The following is an 18,936-nucleotide window of genomic DNA, read 5'->3' on the forward strand; positions in this document are numbered from 1 at the left end:
TATTTTGTTCATTATGTTGTTAAGGGGTTGTCATGACCTTCGTGGTTACCGAAAACTGTATTAAATGCAAATACACTGATTGCGTGGAAGTGTGTCCAGTTGATTGTTTTTATGAGGGGCCTAATTTTCTGGTCATTCATCCAGATGAATGCATCGATTGTGCCTTATGCGAGCCCGAATGCCCGGTTAATGCCATCGTATCTGAAGATGATTTGACCGGTGACCAAAAGGTGTTTCAGGAATTGAATGCCGAACTGTCAAAAAAATGGCCTAACATAACGTCCAAAAAAGATGGTCCTGATGATGCTAAATCCTGGGAAGGTGTACCGGGTAAGCTGGCACATCTGCAAAAAGAGTGGACGAAGTAAGCAGCGTTGCTGATGACGCCGTGGCCAACTGTCAGCGGGTTCTGAGCAAAAATGGCCGTCTGTCAACAGCAATACCAGGATTCGTGGCACGCCCTCAACAAATTACCCTTAGCACGGCCATCAGCAAAGCGATTATTGCAAAATCCAGTCTGGTTGCCGAAGCGGGAACCGGCACGGGCAAAACCTTTGCCTACCTGATACCCTGCCTGCTAAGTGGTAAAAAAGCCTTGATATCTACAGCAACCAAAACCCTGCAGGATCAGCTGTTCCATAAAGATTTACCCATGCTTGTTCGAGCACTGGGTTTGTCTGTTCGTGTGCAGAATCTGAAAGGACGCGCTAATTATATCTGCCGTCATCGAGTGCAGCTGCATACGGAGGAGGGGCGTTTTGTCAGCCCGGCCTGCGCTCATGATATTCTGCATGTCCATGAAAAACTGCCACAGCTGAAAGAAGGCGAGCGTTCGGAGCTTCCGGAAATTACCGAAGATTCTCAGGCCTGGCCGTACGTAACATCAACCGTGGATAACTGCCTCGGCGGTGAGTGTGAGTTTTATCAGGACTGCTTTCTCGTCAAGGCACGCAAACGTGCGCTGGAAGCTGATCTGGTGGTGATTAATCATCATTTGTTTTTTGCTGATTCACGTCTAAAAGAAGAGGGCTTTGGTGAGTTATTGCCCGGGGTGGACGTGGTGGTGTTTGACGAGGCGCACCAGCTGGCTGAAATTGCGGTTAATTTTCATGGAGAACGTCTGGGAACACGTCAGTGCCGCGATCTGGTCGATGATCTGATGAAGGAATGGCCCGCTCTCGATCTGGCAAACCAGCCGCTGAAAAAACTCAGTTTTGATCTGGATGCCGCCATCGATCACCTGCTGCTGCTTTTACCTGCGCGCGAGGAGAGGCTTTCCTGGGAGCAGGTTGTCCGTAAACCAGGATTTAAGGAGCGCTGGCAGGCGCTTATTGACTTAGTTGATGCCTTTCTTGCCTGCGTGAACGACGGCGTAAGCGAGGAGCACGCCGGACTTGCCCGTTGCGCCAGGCGTCTGACAGAGTTCAGAGAGTTGGCCTTAAGCTTTGTGCAAAGTGAAAAACCCGTCATTCGCTGGCTGGAGCGGTTCAAACAGTCCTTGATTTTTCATGCCACTCCCTACGATATTTCGGGGGAATTTCGCCAACTGCTTGAACGGCAGTCCTGTGCGTATATTTTTACCTCGGCCACCCTGACCATGGCTTCGTCTTTTGACTGCTTTACCAAACCGCTTGGACTGGATAAAGCGGACACACTGCTGCTGCCAAGCCCTTTTGATTACCAGCAGCAGGCCTTATTGTATTTACCGCGTGGGCTGCCTGATCCCAAAGACAGCCAGTATTACGAGCGCCTGCTGGAAAAAGCCCTGCCTGTGATCAACGCCTGTCGCGGCCGTTGTTTCTTTTTGTTTACGAGTCATCGTGCCTTGAAACAGGTTGCTCAACTGCTGGCCAATACTTTACACTACCCGCTGCTGATTCAGGGCGAAGAAGCCAAACCGATTTTACTGGCCCGTTTTCGCGAGCTGGGTAATGCGGTGTTGCTGGGCACGGCTACCTTCTGGGAAGGGGTGGATGTAAAAGGCGAGGCTCTGTCCTGTGTCATCATAGATAAACTGCCTTTTGCCAGCCCCGTTGATCCGGTGATGCAGGGTAAAATGGCCTATTTGAAATCAAAAGGCCTGTCAGCCTTTGACGAGCTATCCTTGCCAAATGCGGTGCTCGCCCTGAAACAGGGAGTAGGGCGCCTGATTCGGGATGTCAGCGACCGAGGTGTGCTGATGATTGCCGATCCACGTTTGAGCGGGCGCTCTTACGGCTGGCATGTGTTTGCCAGTCTGCCCCCTCTGCGAAAGACGCGTGAGGAGCGTCTGGTATTACAATTTATAGAAGAACTTGATTCAGGAACGGTGAACAATGAAATTACTGGCGATTGATGCGTCAACCGAGTGTGCATCGGTAGCATTGCTGAGCTCAGGAGCTATCAGCCGCGATGTACAGCCTGCGCAGAGACAGCACGCCCGCCTTATCCTGCCTATGATAGAGCGTCTGCTGCAGGATGCCGATATCCGCATGGCGCAGCTTGATGGCGTGGTATTTGGTCGCGGTCCCGGCAGCTTTACTGGCTTGCGTATTGCCTGCAGCGTGGCGAAGGGGCTTGCTTATGCGCATGATTTACCAGTATATCCGGTCAGTAGTCTGGCCAGTATCGCTGGTGAACTCTGGCATCAGCGCCCGGATCTGGCAACACGACCGGTTCTGTCTGTTATTGATGCCCGGATGAACCAGCTTTACTGGGCCTGTTATGGTCTGGGCGAGGAGGGCGAGCAGGTGAGTGATGCGGGCGCTGTTTCTGTTCCAGGTGAGCAGAAACTGGTTCTGGCGGGTAGTGGCTTTGAGGCATACCGCGAGCAGTTGCCGGCTGAACTTTTGGCAAGAATTGAGTCAGAGCATCCTTTGTATCCGGATGCTGCGGCTATGATAAGGCTGGTTGTCGCTGGTGATGTACAGGCTGTTCAGGCGTCTGAAGCTCTGCCTGTTTATGTGCGCAACAATATTGTACAAGGAGATGATCGTGGATAGGCGTTTATTGGAAATACTGGTTTGCCCTTTGTGCAAAGGGCAATTATTATTAAAAAATGACGAGTTGATCTGTCGTTTTGATCGTCTGGCTTTTCCTGTCCGTGATGGCATTCCGGTGATGCTGGAACAGGAGGCTCGATTTATTTCGCTGGAAGAAAAGGAGGCTTTGTAAAATGGATTTTCATGTGCTGATACCGGCCCGCTATCACTCCACGCGCCTGCCGGGCAAGCTGTTGATGGATCTGGGTGGGCAATCAGTCATTGAGCGCGTCTATCGGCAGTCTGTGGAGGCAAGACCGAAATCGGTTGTGATAGCCACGGATCATCCTGAACTGGCTGAGCATGCCATGAGCTTTGGCGCCCGCGTTGTGATGACATCGGCAGCACATCATTGTGGAACAGACCGGCTCGCTGAGGTGCTGGCCAGCGGCGAGTATGAGGCAGATGACATCATCGTTAATGTTCAGGGTGATGAACCATTTATTCAGCCTGTGCTGATAAGCCAGGTTGCCCGGATTGTGGCGAGCGCGGATGTATCGGTGGCCAGTCTGTGCTGGCCCATCGAAAGTCAGGAGCAGTTACACAATCCCAATGTAGTGAAAGTAGTGCGGGACAAGAATAATAACGCACTGTATTTTTCACGCAGTGCCATTCCGGCCAATCGGGATAACCCCGGCAGTATTCGTCAGGCCTTCCGTCACATCGGTCTCTACGCCTGGCGGGTCAGCGCGCTGCTGGATTATGTACGTACACCAGCCCCGGCCCTGGAGCATTGCGAGTCGCTGGAGCAGCTGAGGCTGTTATGGGAGGGGCAGCGCATTCGTGTGGATGTAGCCTGTACCATGCCGTATCAGGACATTAACACGGAAGACGATTTGATCCGGGCGCGCGGGATGTGTTAAGCGGGACGAGAACATGGCGCCCTGGAGCGCCGAATGATTTAATAATGCACATAAAGCCGTAGGTTGGGCCTTGGCCCAACAATCAGCCTGGAAGCCAATTCCATGTTGGGCCAAGGCCCAACCTACATAATGCCGCCTGCTCGGTACGTCAGCAAGGGCGGAGAACACCCTCACGCTGTTACCTTGGCCGCCCTGCCATGGTGTTCAAAGTCTCAACCAGCACGTTTTGATCTCCATCCACCCACTGCAAAGTGTTGTTCCCCAGATGAGCCATGTTCCTCTCGGGTCGGGCGGCCCCTGGGGTGAAGAGGCGATTCCGATTGCCCAATAAGTCCAGAATCGGTTTCAGGATGTGCGTGCGAATCCATTGACTGAAGGGACTGTTTATGCCGTTGGAAAAGATTTCCAGATCGTTTCGTTCGTTACGAAGAATCCTGTTATTGATTTTTCCTCTCAGAAGGTTTTTATAAAGCACACCCTTCTGTTCTTCGTTACCATCACCGATTTTGTTTAGATCCCTGTTGATATAGCGACTGTTCAAACGAGAAAACTCCGTGATCATCTGATCTAATTCAGAACAGAGAGCATGATTGTTTCTGTTGTTATTGCGCTCAGCTCTCAGCCTTGGAATGATTATCTCTGTACTCACTCGGTAGTAAGGATTGTGGAAACGAACCTCAATGATTCTTGCCTGCTGCCGAACAATATTTCGCTCGGTAATTGCAGTCTCGGTGCGGGCAATCCCGGCATCCATTGAGGCTTTCCAGGCCGCCAGCTGCTCTCCCCGTAAATGAGTCAGCTGTTGCATCTCAGCCGTGAGGCTCTCCATCTCATCCTCTGCCTCTTCAGTAGCAGCAGTCAATGCTTCAATCATGGGATTATTTTGTTTTAAATTGTTTATAGCGGTAAATGGCTCTCCTGATTGAGCAGACAGGCTCGCCAGCATGGCGCTGTAATTTGCCGATAATGCCTCTTTGCATGTCTGAAAACGAGCATCAAGGGTACTGACCGCCTCTGAATATTGGCGTTGCAGCTCAGGAATAACGGTTAACGCATCCAGGTCACGTTCAGGAGTATCAGTCGCAATTTTAGCCATCTTGATTGTGGTTGCCAGATTTTGACAGTCAGCGATCAAGGCCGAAATTTCGGCTGTTGATTCTGCATTGAGAAACGTGGTCGCGTTTAGGGCAAGCTGGCAGTTATTAATTTCCCTTTCCAGCTGTCTTGACAGCTCTGACGTGCGTCTGTTGTACATTAAGCCAAGTTTGCTTTTTACCCCGGATTTTGATATTTCCTCGTCAAGAAGGCCAAGTACGCCGCGTTTTGCAGTCAGCTTCGATAATTGATCATTCTGTAACTCAATAATTTTATTTAGTCGTTCGATTGGCTGTTGGATAAGGCTCAGTTTACTAGACTCTTTAAGATAATTGGTATTATCTTCCTCAAGTTTTTGCAACTGATTTTGCAGCGTACTTATGTACAGCATAGCCTTATCGTATTGCTTTTTTTCTTCCTCGTCTGATGGGTCTATGCACGCAAAGTTCAGCACTTTTAAACGGGAAAGTGTATGTAAAAGCCCGGCGGTATCTTCGTGGAGCCTGTTGTAAGCCTCTGTAACACGTTTATCAAATTCTGGCAGGTTTTTAAGATTGACCGAATAGTTTTTTATTCCCTGTATGGCGAATTGCTCGATTTTATCTGTGACCAGACGGGCGTTGGCGAGCTGCTCGCGGATCTGAGCAATTTGAAGATCCTGCGGTGTGCTACTGGATATTTTGGCCAGAAATTTTTGTTTTGCAGTGGGTTCATGTTCCTGTGTCACAGAGGATTCCTGAGCTGAGGCAGTCGTGAATAATGATGCGAGCATCTGTTCAATTTTTTCTGCTGTCAGTGGCTCCGCCTGTGATGTATCCTCCCAAATCATACTGGAAAATATTTCCCTCAGGTCAGATTTTTCGTTCAAGTGATGGTAAAGGCTGCTTTTGAACTCTGCAAGCTGGCTTATATCCAGCATGAGATCGCCCTTGCTCATATTCGACACCAGGGAGTCAATAAATGTCGTTAATTCTTTAACAATGGTCTGAGTATCCGTATCACTTTTATCGCCAAAGCTCAGTTCCATAAATTGATTAAGAAACTGTCGCAGGCTCTTTTTCAGTAGCGCATGAACCTTGATATTTTCTTTGCGTAACTTTTGAATAAGTTCCGGTGATGCCGCTTCGTGGGCAAACGGTGCAAGCTCTTCTATACGCTGTTGTAGACGTTTTTTAAGCGGTTCAAAAATTTCATATATAGCCATCAATTCCAGATTGGCTTTTTCAATGTTCGATGTAATTGTGTGTTGTCTGGTATCAAATCTATACTTACTGTCTTCTATTATTTTGTCAGTATTACTGATTACTTCAGTCGCGCCTGCTGCTTTTGTTCGGAATGTTTCGAGCAAGGCCATTATTTCAGGGTCTTCAGTAAGGTATAAGCGAACAGTGCTTTTGCTCAGTTCGAGGAATGTCCTGGCATACTCTGCTTTGATTTTGCTTAGATCATCAAATACGCTCAATGGACTGGGTGCTGCCACTTCCTCTATCGAGACCAGCTTTGGCTGGGGCGGTCTGGCTTTTCCATTTTGTCTTCGTTCCGTTGAAGGGCTGGGAGCCTTTGGTGAAATTAATTTCTTGAAAAGGGCAATATCTTCTTCGAGATTACTGGCTAATGTGCTTGTATCCGTGGAGGATTTTGCCTGAGAAGAGACAGGATGCCAGGTCAGCTTCCTTCGCGCTGCCTCTTCGTTCAGAGTGTCATAGATGAACATAGCGATGCATTGCTCCTGTACGTCCAGGTCCTGTTCATCCTTGTAGTTACTGATACTTGCATGTTTCCGTTCCAATCCTTCCGAGTGTAGCCCGTCTATGCTTTGAACGTCATCAATTATCCTGAGCAGTTGCGTTTTCCGTTCTTCAATCGTCATTTGGATACCCTGCTTACAAATAAACCGTGGTAGAGAAGAAGATATCATTTTATTCTTAAGAGAATATTAAATCTGCATAATAATTTAACAAAACTGCTTTGTACTGGACAATTTTTAGTTTTTAAGTAACTACCCAGGTACGTCATCCAGAGCGTAGCGAAGGATCTCAAATGGTTTAGCATGGAGCCAACATCAGGAGATCCTTCACTACGTTCAGGATAACGTGGGTTCATTAGGTTGAATGAAAGAGCAAATTTATCCACAACCTGAGTAGTTACGTTTTTAATATTATTTGCCCTCCGCACATCACATTTGTCCTCCCCGCGCAGGCGGAGATCCCTGGTCAAATCAGGCACGGGGCCAGCTCCTGGATAGATTCCCGCCTGCGCGGGAATGACAGCCCGGATTTTTTGCCCGGCACAGAGATAAAACTCAACGCGAGCAACGTTGCTTACGAATGTACAATAAAAACGAAGGCAGCACCATAAGCAAAATACCCAATGAGAATACCAGTCGAAAATGACCGGCACCACCGCTGGTTACGGCATTCTCAGGCGGGATAAAACCAACCACGAGCGTGATGCTGCAACCGATAAGGCCTAAAGCACAGGTGAGATAATAACCAACACGGCCGCCGGGAATACTGAAAGGGCGCGGCAGGGTTGCGAATTTGCCTTTCAGGCGCCAGGCAGCAATAAACATCAGGGCATACATCAGGATGTACAGCTCAGTGCTCAAGTCTGTGAACAGCCAGTAAATGGCATTAACGCTTGGAAAAAGCAGGAAACCGCTGCACAGCAGCGTGACCAGGGTGGCCTGCAGCAACAGAATACGCGAGGCAATTCCGTGGCGGTTCAGGCGATAAAGCCAGTGCGGCAAAAAGCCATTATCTGCCGCCATCAGTAAGCCTTTCGCCGGTGAAATGATCCAGTTGACCATACCGCCCAGGCTGCCGAGTAAAAGCAGAATAACCACCACTGGCATCAGCGCACTCATATGATAGGCTGCGAAAAAATTACTGAAAGCCTGCATGACGCCGTCAACCAGATTAATCTGGTCCTGCGGCAGAACAAAGGCAATGGCCAGCGAGCCCAGAATCATGGTGCTGAGAATCAGAATGACAGAGAACATCATGGCACGGGGGAAGTTTCGCTGCGGATCGCGTACGTTACGCACATGAACCGCAGCCAGCTCCATGCCAAGAAAAGAGGTCATGATCGCCGTCAGCGAGACCCAGGACTGGCTGTCATGCCAGTGCGGGATGAGATTTTTCAGGCTTAGATCAATGGCGATAGGGTTGCCCTGAATAATCCATATCACGGCCAGCAGAATAATCAGTGCCATGGGCAGAATCATGCCGACAATCGCACAAATGCTGGCGAAGGCGGCCGAGGCGCGCAGCCCTGAGAGACCCAGCAGCGTCAGTGACCAGAAAACAGTTAAAATGACCGCAATCAGATAGTATTTATTCTGGGCCAGCTCCGGGTTAATCAGATACGCCAGCGTGCCGGCAATAAAGGACAGAATGGTAGGGTACCAGACCATGGTGTTAATCCACTGCAGCCAGATGGTGAAAAAGGCGACATTTTCGCCAAATGCGTGTTTAACCCAGCTGTAGATCCCGCCTTCTTCCTCAGACCAGGTGGAGGACAATTCCGCAGAAACCAGCGCGACGGGAATGAGGAATACAATGGCCGACAAGGTAAAAAAGAAAATCAGAGAAGAACCGAACAAGGCTGTTGCCGGCAGGTTGCGAATGCTGTCAATCGCTCCGGTAATTAATAACACCAGCGCAAAAACGGATATTTTTTCTGAGGACCAGGCTTTCATGTATTAGGCGTTCCGCATTGTATTTTATGGCAAAAAGAAATCATTATAGAGCAATAGTCATGCTCAAATAAACGATTGCAAGCCTTTTATTTTTCAGAGCGATCCTGATTAAATCCATCACGGCAGGCTGGAGAGCGCGGCGTTTTTTCTTCCTGCGTCTGCCATTCTGCCGGGCTGAACAAATGCATGCTCAAGGCATGTAATCCTTTGTCGAACTCGTCGGCCAGGAGCGAATTAAGCAGGCGATGACGCTGTATGCGCGTCATGGGTTCAAACAGCTCGCTTACCACGGTCAGCTTAAAGTGGCTCTCAGCTCCAGTGGGTACATGATGCCTGTGCGATTCGTCTTCTATAATGAGCAGTTGTGGCATTAAGGCCGGAGTCAGTGTTTCATGCATGCGTTGTTTTCGTAACATTTTTTATCCAGTCTGAACATGTTTTTGGGATCTGAGTATATACTTAAAAGGTAGCCCGTCTGTACTGTATTTTTTAATAATCTGGTTTTACAGAGAATATCAGACAGCATGAACAAAGGGTTACACAAGTGCTAAGGTCTTGTTGAATAGAGCAAATTATGATAAAAAAGTTACATGGTTGCTTTTCCGGGTTGTTAATCTTTTCCCATTAAGAATCCTGACTAAGTTACTGCTGTGATTAATAACAAGACTATATTAACTAAGGAGAGCAACATGAAACAAAAGGGTTTTACGTTGATTGAGCTGATGATTGTGGTTGCAATTGTAGGTATTTTGGCCGCTATTGCAATTCCTGCCTATCAGGATTACACCATCAGAGCGCGGGTTTCGGAAGGCATGACCATGGCATCCTCAGCTAAGCTGGCGGTTGCAGAAACGGCTCAGACCAATAATGCCCTGCCTGCAACTCAGGCTGCTACCGGCTATGTTACACCAGCCGCTACATCCAATGTTACATCCATCGCGATTGGTGCGAATGGTGTTATCACAGTCACGTACACAGCAGCTGCTGGTGGTGGTACGCTTTTAATGACACCAACCCTGACAGCTAACGGCGATATTACCTGGGATTGTAAAGCAGGTGGTACTTTACTTAACAAATATCGTCCTGCTGCCTGCAGACCGTAACAGGGTCTCTGGAGCTGAAAGCCACTCGATTGAGTGGCTTTTTTTTACGAAGATTTTGAGTGTCGTTGTGGGGGATGGGTCCCGGATTACGGCTGCGCCTAATCCGGGCTACGCGGGTTTTTTTTGGGTTGTTGACGAACTGTAGCCCGGATTAGGCGCAGCCGTAATCCGGGAGTTGATGCTTATAATTTCGCCGGGACCAGGGTGTTTTTCAGGCGTACATACCTTGGGAGACCATTTTGATACGGTGGGTAGGCCTCGCCTTGAATGAGCGGTGCCAGATAGCGGCGGCAGGCATCGGTAATGCCCATACCATCGGCGCGAATAAACTCGGGCGGCATGCCTTTTTCCTGATTGGCTACGTCCTTCAAATCCACGTGATCAATGCGCCAGCGGTAGGGGGCATCCTGTTCGCGTTTGATAATCGGCATAATGGCATTATGACCACTGAGCGCCAGTTCCACCGCAGCCTTGCCCAAAGCGTAGGCATGATCCAAATCAACCTGAGACGCAATGTGTCGGGCGGCGCGTTGGAGATAATCGGCTACTGCCCAGTGATATTTGTAACCCAGATTGCTTTTGACCAGCTGAGCAATCACCGGGGCAACGCCACCCAGCTGCGCATGACCAAAGGCATCGCGCAAACCGGCGTCACTTAAAAATTTGCCTTCCTGATTACGAATACCCTCGGAAACGACCACAACACAATAGCCATGCTGCTTAACCGATTCATCAACCTTGGCCAGAAACCGTTGTTCATCAAAGCTTACTTCGGGAAACAGGATAATATGAGGCGGCTCGCCTTCATGTTGTGCCGCCAGACCACCGGCTGCTGCAATCCAGCCCGCATGTCGTCCCATCACTTCCAGAATAAAGACCTTCGTGGAGGAGGCGGCCATGGACGCGACATCAAAACCAGCTTCCAGAGTTGAGATCGCCACGTATTTGGCGACAGAACCAAAGCCTGGGCAATTGTCAGTAAATGGCAGGTCGTTATCGACAGTTTTTGGAATGCCGATGCAGGTGACCGGGTAGTTCATTTCCCGACTCATAATGGCAATTTTGTTAGCGGTATCCTGGGAATCGCCACCGCCATTGTAGAAAAAATAACCGATGTCATGCGCCTGAAAAACCTTCAGTAAGCGCTCGTACTCCGGGCCGCTGTCTTTGAGTTTGTAGCGACAGGAACCAAAGGCGCCAGAGGGTGTGTGCAACAGGGCTGCTATGTCTGCGTCGCTTTCCAGCGAGGTGTCTATGAGTTTTTCTTCCAGTGCTCCGATGATCCCGTTTTGAGCTGCAAAGACTTTTCCGATTTTATCGGGGTGTTGGCGTGCTGTCTGAATAACGCCACAGGCTGAGGCGTTGATGACGGCGGTGACTCCGCCAGACTGGGCATATATTGCGTTTTTGATAGCCATGTTATCTCTCTGTTGTTTTTTCATGAAGACTCTTTTGTCTGATAGAAATTATCAAATTCCTCGATCACCTCGTCAATATACTGCAATAAGGTATCGACGCAGTGTTTCAGTTCGTGTGCGCTTTTGGCTTCACGAGCCTGTTTTTCCAGCAGAACCACCTGCGTCTGCAGGCGTGGTACACCGCAAAAACAGCAGGCACCGTGCAGTTTGTGAGCGGCATTTTCGAGGCCTTTCAGGTCGCGCTGTTTGAGCAGACCAATGAATTCTACCCGATTAACATACAGTTCCTGAACAAAGCGGGCGAGAAACTCTGCCGCAACGGCTTTGTTTCCTGACAGTTTCTGCACGCAGAGTGGCCAGTCGATGGCTGTGCTGTCGGCTTTGGCCTCCTGTTTCTGTTTCAGCATGCTTAAGACATGGCTCAGGAGCTGTTTTTCATCAATTGGTTTTTGCAGGCAAAGATCAATACAGGCGTCACTCAGGCTTTCCGGGTTGATATCGCTGGTGTTGGCACTGATTAAAACAATGGGTGTTTTCTTGTTGAGGGCTGATTCTTCCCTGATCCTGCGGGCGGCATCCAGACCATTCAGGCGGGGCATCTGCAGGTCAAGAATCAGAAGATCATAGGGTTTTTTCTGGCAGGCGTTCACAGCGTCCTTACCATCTTCTACCGCCTTGATAGTAGACAGTTCGCACAGCAGCGAGTTGAACAGCATGCGGTTAACGGGATTGTCTTCCGCTATGAGAATGTTTGGGTGCCTGATTTTCAGCTGCTGTCTTAACTCCATCAGTTCCAGTTCGTTTTCGCTCTGCTGTATCGTCTGATTCAACAGAGATGCGATGGTGTCATATAATTTCTGTGTGCTCAGTGGTTTGTATAAAAAAGCCCTGGCACCCAGGGATTCTGCATTATGAATCAGCCATTTGGACAAGAGTACGCAGGGGATGCTCTTGTTCTCAATAACCTGTGCCACTTGCTTTTCACAGCCTTCGTTGACGTTAATGAACGCTATTTCGCAGTCGGGGTTTTCCTGAAACGCCGCATCCAGCTGATTGAAATGGTTAACGCGTACACACTCAATTCCCCAGCAGCCCAGACCATTGCACAGTGACTCCAGTTGCAGTGAATTATCGTCAAAACACAGAACCTTCAGGTTGCCAAAGCGATGACTCTGATGTTTTTCCACTTCATAGGCAGCCAGTTTTTCCAGGGTAATTTTGATGGAAAAGGTGGAGCCCTTATGCATCTCACTGCTGAGAATGATACGGCCTTTCATGGCTTCCGCGAGCTTTTTGCAAATGACCAGCCCAAGCCCGGTTCCTCCGTAGCGGCGGGTGATGGTGGTATCAGCCTGGTTAAAGGCCTGGAACAGTTTGACCTGATCCTCTTTGGAGATCCCGATGCCGGTATCGGTTACGGAAATCGTCAGGCTGTAATCACTGCTGGTTTCCTGCTCAATGCTGGTATGAACGAGAACGTAGCCATGATCGGTAAATTTAATCGCGTTACTGACCAGATTTGTCAGGATTTGCTTGATGCGCAGGGGATCACCGAGGACGGTTTTAGGCACGTTGATTTCGGTGGAGGGAATCAGATCAATCCCTTTCTTATGAGCGTTGGGAGCGGCCAGGGTCAGGACTTCGTCAATGCAGGCGCGCAGGTCCAGAGGAATGCAGTCCAGATGCAGCTTGCCGGCGTCCATTTTGGAATAATCGAGAATGTCGTTGATGATATTCAGCAAATCCTGGGATGAGGATTTAATGGTTTTAACGTAATCCAGCTGCAGGGTGTCCAGCTTGGTTTCCAGCAGAACGTTGGTGAAGCCCAGCACGCCGTTCATCGGCGTACGGATTTCATGACTCATATTGGCCAGAAACTCGGATTTATGACGGCTGCGCTCCTCGGTTTTTTTCTTTTCAAGCGACAGCTGAATATTTTTTTCTTCCAGCAGCTCCAGACTCTGCTGCAGATCCTCCGTGGCCGTTTCGATGTGCTGATTCATGTCGCGGATTGTGCTGAGGTATTGTTTCTGCAGATGCGCACAACCCTGTTCAATTTCACCAATTTCACCTTTGCTGCCAACAGCTATGTGGGTCTCAAATTCGTTGCTGATGATTTGTTTCATGCTGCGTCGCAGGCGGGCAATGGGCAGATAAATGCGCTTGGACAGAAAATAGTGAATGGACAGACTGATCAATAAACCAAGCAGGGTGATAAAAATGGTGATGATGTACATCTGATAGCGTTTGATCTGCATGGGCTGAGTATCGATATCAATAGATAACCAGCCCAGGTTGTCATCCGCCTGCCAGGGCAGAAAAGTCGGGCTGGCCTGGTCGGATGCGTCGGAATAGAGATTGAATTTGGGCAGGATAATGGGAGCTACAAAGTTGGCGGTATAGGGCGTAAGTCGTCGTCTTTCAACATAATCACCCGTAAACTGCGGTGGTTTGAAGGGTGTATTGACGGAATGTTTTCCCCCGCGATAGGCTATCAGCCTGCCTTCGGCATCGTAAAAGGCCAGCGCCACCACTTCCCGATTAACGATCGAGGCGTTGATGATTCCCTGCAGGGTTCGATGATCGTTGCGCATCATCGCCAGCTGGGCTGCGGGTAATAACTGCCGTATGTAGGTTTCCCCCAGACGGGATACGTGTTGTTTCAGATCCTTGTTGAACTGGCCATTGTAGAAGACGGCGAACAGCAAGGCGACTACGAACACGGGTATCAGGGTCGTGATTCGCAGCTGGTATTTTATGCCAATCCCTTTCATAGAGTCCTGCTTTTAGACATCGTCAGCTTTGCGTTGACTGTAAAGTCGGCTATTATAGCCCGATTATTTTCCTGCATACAACGGAGCGCCCAATGGTCGTTAGAACCCGCTTTGCCCCAAGCCCCACTGGTCTTTTACACGTAGGGGGTGTTCGCACAGCCCTGTATTCCTGGCTGTATGCCAGACGTCATGGCGGCGTATTTGTCCTTCGGGTTGAAGACACCGACAAAGAACGCTCCACTCAGGAATCCGTTCAGGCTATTCTGGATGGCATGGCGTGGATGGGCCTGACCTGCGACGAAGGGCCTGTATACCAGAGCGATCGTTACGCACGTTACCTGCAAATGGCCGGACAGCTGCTGGCAGAAGGCCAGGCCTATCGCTGCACCTGCTCCAAAGAGCGTCTGGAAGCGCTGCGTGAAGCACAATTGCTGGCAAAGGAAAAGCCCCGCTACGACGGCCATTGCCGCGACAGACATCTGCCCGAGACCGATGCCCCTTTTGTTGTCCGCTTTAAAAATCCTCAAACAGGCACCGTGGCGTTTCACGATCAGGTCTACGGTGATATTCAGGTTGAAAACAGCGAGCTCGATGATTTGATTCTGATTCGCTCAGATGGGAATCCAACCTATAATTTCGCGGTGGTTATTGACGATTGGGACATGGCCATTACTCATGTGATTCGTGGTGATGATCATATTAATAACACCCCAAGGCAGATTAATTTATTCAAGGCTTTCGGCGCACCCATACCGGTGTTTGCGCATTTGCCGATGATTCTGGGCGACGACGGCAAACGTCTGTCTAAGCGTCACGGTGCGGTGAGCGTGATGCAGTTTCGTGAAGAGGGCATATTGCCTGAGGCTCTGCTGAACTATCTGGTTCGACTGGGCTGGTCACATGGCGATCAGGAGATTTTTTCGCTCAATGACATGATTCATCTCTTTGATCTGCAGCATGTCAGCCGTGGCGTATCCAGTTTTAACTACGAAAAACTGTACTGGCTGAATCAGCATTATCTGAAATCGCAAAACCCGGCTGATGTGGCTGAGGCTCTGGCCTGGCATTTTGCCGCGGCTGGCCTTGATACGCAGCAGGGGCCGTCACTGGCAGCGGTGGTTGCTCTGCAGGCAGAGCGTTGCAAAACGCTGGTGGAGATGTGCGAAGCCAGTCATTATTTTTATGTGGATCAGATAGCCTATGACGAAGATGCGATTAAAAAGCACCTGCGCCCCGTTATTCTCGAACCACTGACGCGTCTGTATGAGCGCCTGCAGCAGGAGGACGACTGGTCTGCCGAACGTCTGCACCAGGTGATTATTGAAGTCAGTGAGGAGTTCGGCATTAACATGGGCAAAATCGGCCAGCCACTGCGCGTTGCGGTAACCGGTACCGGCTCATCACCCGCCATCGACGCCACCCTCGCGCTGATTGGCAAAACCAGAACGCTGGCACGCCTGGACTACGCCCTGACCCGCATTCGTGAGAGAGCCGAGGCGAATCCATCCTGACCGAAAGCGTTGAGCCCTGTCATCTGCGGCGAAGCTCGACAAGAATTGAAATCGATGCGATACTCTGCTTTGCTCTGTTATGGAAGTTAACAGCGCAAAGCGCGCGATAATTCTGTCCCGCGTAGTCCAATCAATATGGAGTAGTTTATGAAAATCCGTCTGTTTATCAGTCTGTTGTCTTTTATTGTTTTGTTCCCCCAATCCTGGGCGGCCGGTGCAGCACCTGCTCCCGTGCAGCCTGAACATTCTGTCGTTCGCACGATCAACCTGAATACCGCTGATGTAAAAACCCTGACAAAATCTGTTAAGGGCATCGGTGTGAAGCGGGCAGAGGCGATTGTAAAATACCGCGATGAGCATAAGGGATTCAAGACCGTTGCCGAGCTCGGGCAGGTACCTGGTCTTGGTAAACGCTTTGTTGAAACACACAAAGACGAGCTGGAACGTGTTTTTTCGCTGAAATAAGATTCTGACCGTAGCCCGGATATCGTTATTCCCGGATTACGCTGCGCTAATCCGGGCTACACGGTTCAGCGTAAGGCCGTTCCTCTCTCAGCTTATTACAAAAAATCTTCCAAATCCTTGTCGATTTATAATCAAATTTAGGATAAAGTACGGCTAAAAAAAGAACGAGGTTATACCACATTATGTTCAACAGACTCCGGGGTGTTTTTTCCAATGATTTGTCCATCGATCTGGGAACCGCCAATACACTGATTTATGTCAGAGACAAAGGGATCGTGCTCAATGAGCCATCCGTTGTCGCTCTTCGAAACGAGTCCGGCCAGAAGCGCGTAGCCGCTGTTGGTCTCGAGGCCAAGCGTATGCTGGGACGGACACCTGGCAACATCAACGCCATTCGTCCCATGAAAGACGGCGTGATTGCTGATTTTTTCGTTACCGAAAAAATGCTGCAGCATTTTATTCACAAGGTTCATGAGAACCGTTTCCTGAGACCAAGCCCTCGGGTACTGGTCTGTGTTCCCTGTGGTTCCACCCAGGTTGAGCGACGCGCGATTCGTGAGTCGGCCATGGGTGCCGGCGCCCGGGAAGTATTCCTGATTGAAGAGCCGATGGCCGCTGCCCTCGGTTCCGGCATGCCCGTTGAAGAGGCCAGTGGCTCGATGGTGGTTGACATCGGTGGTGGCACCACGGAAGTAGCCATTATTTCCCTGAGCGGTATTGTTTACCACCAGTCCGTTCGTATCGGTGGCGACAAATTTGATGATGCCATTGTATCCTACGTGCGTCGCAATTACGGTACCCTGATTGGTGAAACCACGGCTGAGCGAATCAAGCACGAAATTGGCTCTGCTTATCCCAGCCGCGATCTTTTTGAAATTGAAGTCCGGGGCAGAAACCTGGCCGAGGGCGTGCCACGCAGCTTTGTTCTCACCAGCGCCGAAATTCTGGAGGCGTTGCAGGAACCATTGTCTGGTATTGTTGGCGCTGTACGTGCTGCTCTTGAGCTGGCACCGCCTGAACTGGCAGCAGACATTGCCGAGCGTGGCATGGTACTGACCGGGGGTGGTGCTCTGTTAAAAAATATGGACACCTTATTAATGGAAGAAACCGGGTTGCCCGTGCTGGTTGCAGAAGATCCACTGACCTGCGTAGCTCGTGGCGGTGGTAAGGCACTCGAAACAATGGATCTGCGCGGTGGTGATTTCCTCTCAACTGAATAGTTCACGGGACAGATTGTTTGCCAAGACAAAGAACCGATCGCTGTCCTTTGTCCTGGCATCAGCCTTATCTGTTATCCTGATGTTTTCTGACTACCACTACAAATATCTTGATAGTGTGCGTGGTGGTTTTTCCTTTTTGGTTTCGCCCCTGCAATACGCCGTGGATTATCCTGTACGCGTATTTGGATGGGTGCAGTTACTGCTCAGCGCCAAAACAGCCCTGATCAACGAAAACATGCAGCTGCGCTATCAGCAGACCATGCTCGAGGCGGATATGCAGCGCCTCATGGCCATCAAGGAAGAAAACTCCCAGTTACGTGGCCTCTTGCTGACCTCCTCAAAAGCCCGCATGAAAGCCATGGCGGCTCAGATTCTTGCTGTAGATACCAGTATTGCCCGCCAGCTGTTGATTTTGAACAAAGGGAAACGCGATGGTGCCTACGTTGGTCAGCCGGTGCTGGATGCCAAAGGCGTGGTCGGTCAGGTCATTGATGTAGGGCATATGACCAGTACGGTGCTGTTGATTTCCGACTTCAAAAGCGCAGTTCCCGTGAGAAATAATCGAACGGGCGAGCGTGCCATCCTGGTTGGCCTTAATGATGCGAGTCAGATGTCTCTGATTAACCTGCCGCGAACATCCGAAATCATGAAAGGTGACTTGCTGGTAACCTCAGGTCTGGGGCGTTTGTATCCGGAGGGTTATCCGGTAGGGCGCGTTTCAAATGTAAACAATAATCCAGGGGAAGCGTTCATTAAGGTGGATGTAACACCGGTTGCCCTGTTGAACCGCAATCGCCTGGTTTTATTGATCTGGCCCGACGATGAACAGGCCAAACTGACAGCCCAGATAAATGAGCGTATGAAAGCAGCCGGAGAGAACGCATGATGTCCATCAGCCTGCGACTGGTTCTTGCATTTTTGCTGACTCTGGCACTGACCATTCTGCCCATGCCTGAGTTTATGAGCGGTGTACGCCCACCCTGGGTCTTGCTGCTGGTGCTGTACCTGCAGTTTTATCTGCCGGATTATTTTAATGTACGAAATCTTTTTATCATTGGTTTGATTCTTGATGTGCTGTTATCGACGGTATTAGGCGAGCACGCTTTTGCTCTGATCATTGTAACCTGGCTTGCCAGCACCAAAGCCCGTCGTTTTTATTTCTTTTCAATTGGCCAGCAAATGGCCTTGATTGGGCTGCTGAGTTTTGTCTATCAGCTGGTGATGATGCTGGTGGATGCCTTTGTCAGTTTTCATGTGAGCTGGGTAAGCGTGATCGGCAGCAGTCTGCTCAGTATTTTATTATGGCCCTGGGTACGCCTGCTGGCAGAAGATACCCTTCTGGCCAAGGTTCGATACCAGCGAACAATGTAAAATAGCATGCACAGCATTACTGTAGGGTGGGCAAAGGAGCGCAGCGACGTGCCCACCACACAATCCAACCAACCACGGAAGAGTTATAAATATGAGCGATTATCATCGTCTATTCATAAAGGGCGGCACGTATTTTTTTACTGTAGTCACTCATGATCGTCAACCGCTATTATGTGAAGAACCGACATTAACCCGTTTGAAAGCTGCATTTCGATATGTCATGAACAAGCACCCTTATCATATGGATGGATTGGTTGTTTTACCGGATCATCTTCATTGCATATGGCGACTTCCAGAGAATGATCATGATTTTTCAGTCCGCTGGAATCTGTTTAAACGATATTTCTCGATTGGAATGGACAGTCCAACTAGGGCCTGTTGACAATTCACCTTGCA

The 18,936-nt window shown here is 49.7% G+C and carries 17 protein-coding genes; 12 read left to right on the forward strand and 5 right to left on the reverse strand.

Annotated features, from left to right (window positions below):
- Positions 1-32 precede the first annotated feature (32 nt).
- The 5 genes from fdxA to kdsB are packed head-to-tail and all read left to right on the forward strand — an operon-like array spanning position 33 to position 3,883.
- The gene (gene fdxA, locus ACQUTA_RS11340; RefSeq protein WP_444988365.1) at positions 33-368 is read left to right on the forward strand and encodes a ferredoxin FdxA; all 336 of its coding nucleotides are present in this window, start codon (positions 33-35) and stop codon (positions 366-368) included.
- On the forward strand, positions 356-2,335 hold the full coding sequence (gene yoaA, locus ACQUTA_RS11345; protein ID WP_444988366.1) for a DNA repair helicase YoaA: 1,980 nt from the start codon (positions 356-358) through the stop codon (positions 2,333-2,335). Before fdxA ends, yoaA begins: the two co-directional genes overlap by 13 nt.
- Positions 2,316-2,981, forward strand: coding sequence for a tRNA (adenosine(37)-N6)-threonylcarbamoyltransferase complex dimerization subunit type 1 TsaB (tsaB, locus tag ACQUTA_RS11350; protein WP_444988367.1), 666 nt, complete (start codon positions 2,316-2,318; stop codon positions 2,979-2,981). Before yoaA ends, tsaB begins: the two co-directional genes overlap by 20 nt.
- Positions 2,974-3,153, forward strand: a complete 180-nt coding sequence (locus tag ACQUTA_RS11355; RefSeq protein ID WP_444988368.1) for a Trm112 family protein — start codon at positions 2,974-2,976, stop codon at positions 3,151-3,153. Before tsaB ends, ACQUTA_RS11355 begins: the two co-directional genes overlap by 8 nt.
- 1 nt (position 3,154) lies before the next feature.
- A complete protein-coding gene (gene kdsB / locus ACQUTA_RS11360; RefSeq protein ID WP_444988369.1) occupies positions 3,155-3,883 on the forward strand; it encodes a 3-deoxy-manno-octulosonate cytidylyltransferase in 729 nt (242 codons plus the stop codon).
- A 178-nt stretch (positions 3,884-4,061) separates the two neighbouring features.
- On the opposite strand, the gene ACQUTA_RS11365 is transcribed toward kdsB, so the two are convergent.
- From ACQUTA_RS11365 to ACQUTA_RS11375, 3 genes are all read right to left on the reverse strand, one after another.
- Positions 4,062-6,848 carry a hypothetical protein gene (locus ACQUTA_RS11365; RefSeq protein WP_444988370.1) on the reverse strand — a complete coding sequence of 929 codons (2,787 nt, stop codon included), beginning with the start codon at positions 6,846-6,848 and terminating at the stop codon, positions 4,062-4,064.
- Positions 6,849-7,280: 432 nt separating this feature from the next.
- The gene (locus ACQUTA_RS11370) at positions 7,281-8,678 is read right to left on the reverse strand and encodes an amino acid permease (RefSeq protein WP_444988371.1); all 1,398 of its coding nucleotides are present in this window, start codon (positions 8,676-8,678) and stop codon (positions 7,281-7,283) included.
- A gap of 86 nt (positions 8,679-8,764) precedes the next feature.
- Complete coding sequence (locus ACQUTA_RS11375) at positions 8,765-9,094, reverse strand: BolA family protein (protein WP_444988372.1); 330 nt, start codon at positions 9,092-9,094, stop codon at positions 8,765-8,767.
- Between the two features lie 273 nt (positions 9,095-9,367).
- Here ACQUTA_RS11375 and ACQUTA_RS11380 point away from each other — a divergent pair, with 273 nt between their 5' ends.
- Entirely contained in the window at positions 9,368-9,781 is a 414-nt protein-coding gene (locus ACQUTA_RS11380) for a pilin (protein ID WP_444988373.1), read from the forward strand.
- 182 nt (positions 9,782-9,963) lie between these two features.
- Here the strand turns inward: ACQUTA_RS11380 and ACQUTA_RS11385 are convergent, their stop codons facing one another.
- On the reverse strand, positions 9,964-11,199 hold the full coding sequence (locus ACQUTA_RS11385; RefSeq protein WP_444988382.1) for a 6-phosphofructokinase: 1,236 nt from the start codon (positions 11,197-11,199) through the stop codon (positions 9,964-9,966).
- A 20-nt stretch (positions 11,200-11,219) separates the two neighbouring features.
- Positions 11,220-13,973 carry an ATP-binding protein gene (locus ACQUTA_RS11390; RefSeq protein WP_444988374.1) on the reverse strand — a complete coding sequence of 918 codons (2,754 nt, stop codon included), beginning with the start codon at positions 13,971-13,973 and terminating at the stop codon, positions 11,220-11,222.
- A gap of 92 nt (positions 13,974-14,065) precedes the next feature.
- Between ACQUTA_RS11390 and gltX the strand changes: the two genes are divergently transcribed.
- The 6 genes from gltX (at position 14,066) to ACQUTA_RS11420 (ending at position 18,922) form a co-directional block, all read left to right on the forward strand.
- Positions 14,066-15,484, forward strand: coding sequence for a glutamate--tRNA ligase (gene gltX, locus ACQUTA_RS11395; protein ID WP_444988375.1), 1,419 nt, complete (start codon positions 14,066-14,068; stop codon positions 15,482-15,484).
- Between the two features lie 147 nt (positions 15,485-15,631).
- Positions 15,632-15,949 (forward strand): ComEA family DNA-binding protein, encoded by a 318-nt coding sequence (locus tag ACQUTA_RS11400; RefSeq protein ID WP_444988376.1) that lies wholly within the window; start codon positions 15,632-15,634, stop codon positions 15,947-15,949.
- Positions 15,950-16,131: 182 nt separating this feature from the next.
- A complete protein-coding gene (locus tag ACQUTA_RS11405; RefSeq protein ID WP_444988377.1) occupies positions 16,132-17,169 on the forward strand; it encodes a rod shape-determining protein in 1,038 nt (345 codons plus the stop codon).
- Complete coding sequence (gene mreC / locus ACQUTA_RS11410) at positions 17,147-18,055, forward strand: rod shape-determining protein MreC (protein WP_444988383.1); 909 nt, start codon at positions 17,147-17,149, stop codon at positions 18,053-18,055. Before ACQUTA_RS11405 ends, mreC begins: the two co-directional genes overlap by 23 nt.
- Positions 18,052-18,540, forward strand: a complete 489-nt coding sequence (gene mreD, locus ACQUTA_RS11415; protein ID WP_444988378.1) for a rod shape-determining protein MreD — start codon at positions 18,052-18,054, stop codon at positions 18,538-18,540. The genes mreC and mreD overlap by 4 nt, the downstream gene beginning before the upstream one ends.
- A gap of 91 nt (positions 18,541-18,631) precedes the next feature.
- A complete protein-coding gene (locus tag ACQUTA_RS11420) occupies positions 18,632-18,922 on the forward strand; it encodes an REP-associated tyrosine transposase (RefSeq protein ID WP_444988379.1) in 291 nt (96 codons plus the stop codon).
- Positions 18,923-18,936: the final 14 nt, after the last annotated feature.

Source organism: Legionella navarrensis (assembly GCF_052527415.1).

Coding starts and splice junctions, on each gene's coding strand:
- gltX (WP_444988375.1), top strand. CDS start 14,066: ATGGTCGTTAGAACCCGCTTTGCCCCAAGCCCCACTGGTCTTTTACAC.
- ACQUTA_RS11380 (WP_444988373.1), top strand. CDS start 9,368: ATGAAACAAAAGGGTTTTACGTTGATTGAGCTGATGATTGTGGTTGCA.
- ACQUTA_RS11370 (WP_444988371.1), bottom strand. CDS start 8,678: ATGAAAGCCTGGTCCTCAGAAAAAATATCCGTTTTTGCGCTGGTGTTA.
- ACQUTA_RS11400 (WP_444988376.1), top strand. CDS start 15,632: ATGAAAATCCGTCTGTTTATCAGTCTGTTGTCTTTTATTGTTTTGTTC.
- kdsB (WP_444988369.1), top strand. CDS start 3,155: ATGGATTTTCATGTGCTGATACCGGCCCGCTATCACTCCACGCGCCTG.
- ACQUTA_RS11365 (WP_444988370.1), bottom strand. CDS start 6,848: ATGACGATTGAAGAACGGAAAACGCAACTGCTCAGGATAATTGATGAC.
- mreD (WP_444988378.1), top strand. CDS start 18,052: ATGATGTCCATCAGCCTGCGACTGGTTCTTGCATTTTTGCTGACTCTG.
- ACQUTA_RS11375 (WP_444988372.1), bottom strand. CDS start 9,094: ATGTTACGAAAACAACGCATGCATGAAACACTGACTCCGGCCTTAATG.
- ACQUTA_RS11405 (WP_444988377.1), top strand. CDS start 16,132: ATGTTCAACAGACTCCGGGGTGTTTTTTCCAATGATTTGTCCATCGAT.
- ACQUTA_RS11390 (WP_444988374.1), bottom strand. CDS start 13,973: ATGAAAGGGATTGGCATAAAATACCAGCTGCGAATCACGACCCTGATA.
- fdxA (WP_444988365.1), top strand. CDS start 33: ATGACCTTCGTGGTTACCGAAAACTGTATTAAATGCAAATACACTGAT.
- ACQUTA_RS11385 (WP_444988382.1), bottom strand. CDS start 11,199: ATGGCTATCAAAAACGCAATATATGCCCAGTCTGGCGGAGTCACCGCC.
- ACQUTA_RS11420 (WP_444988379.1), top strand. CDS start 18,632: ATGAGCGATTATCATCGTCTATTCATAAAGGGCGGCACGTATTTTTTT.
- tsaB (WP_444988367.1), top strand. CDS start 2,316: ATGAAATTACTGGCGATTGATGCGTCAACCGAGTGTGCATCGGTAGCA.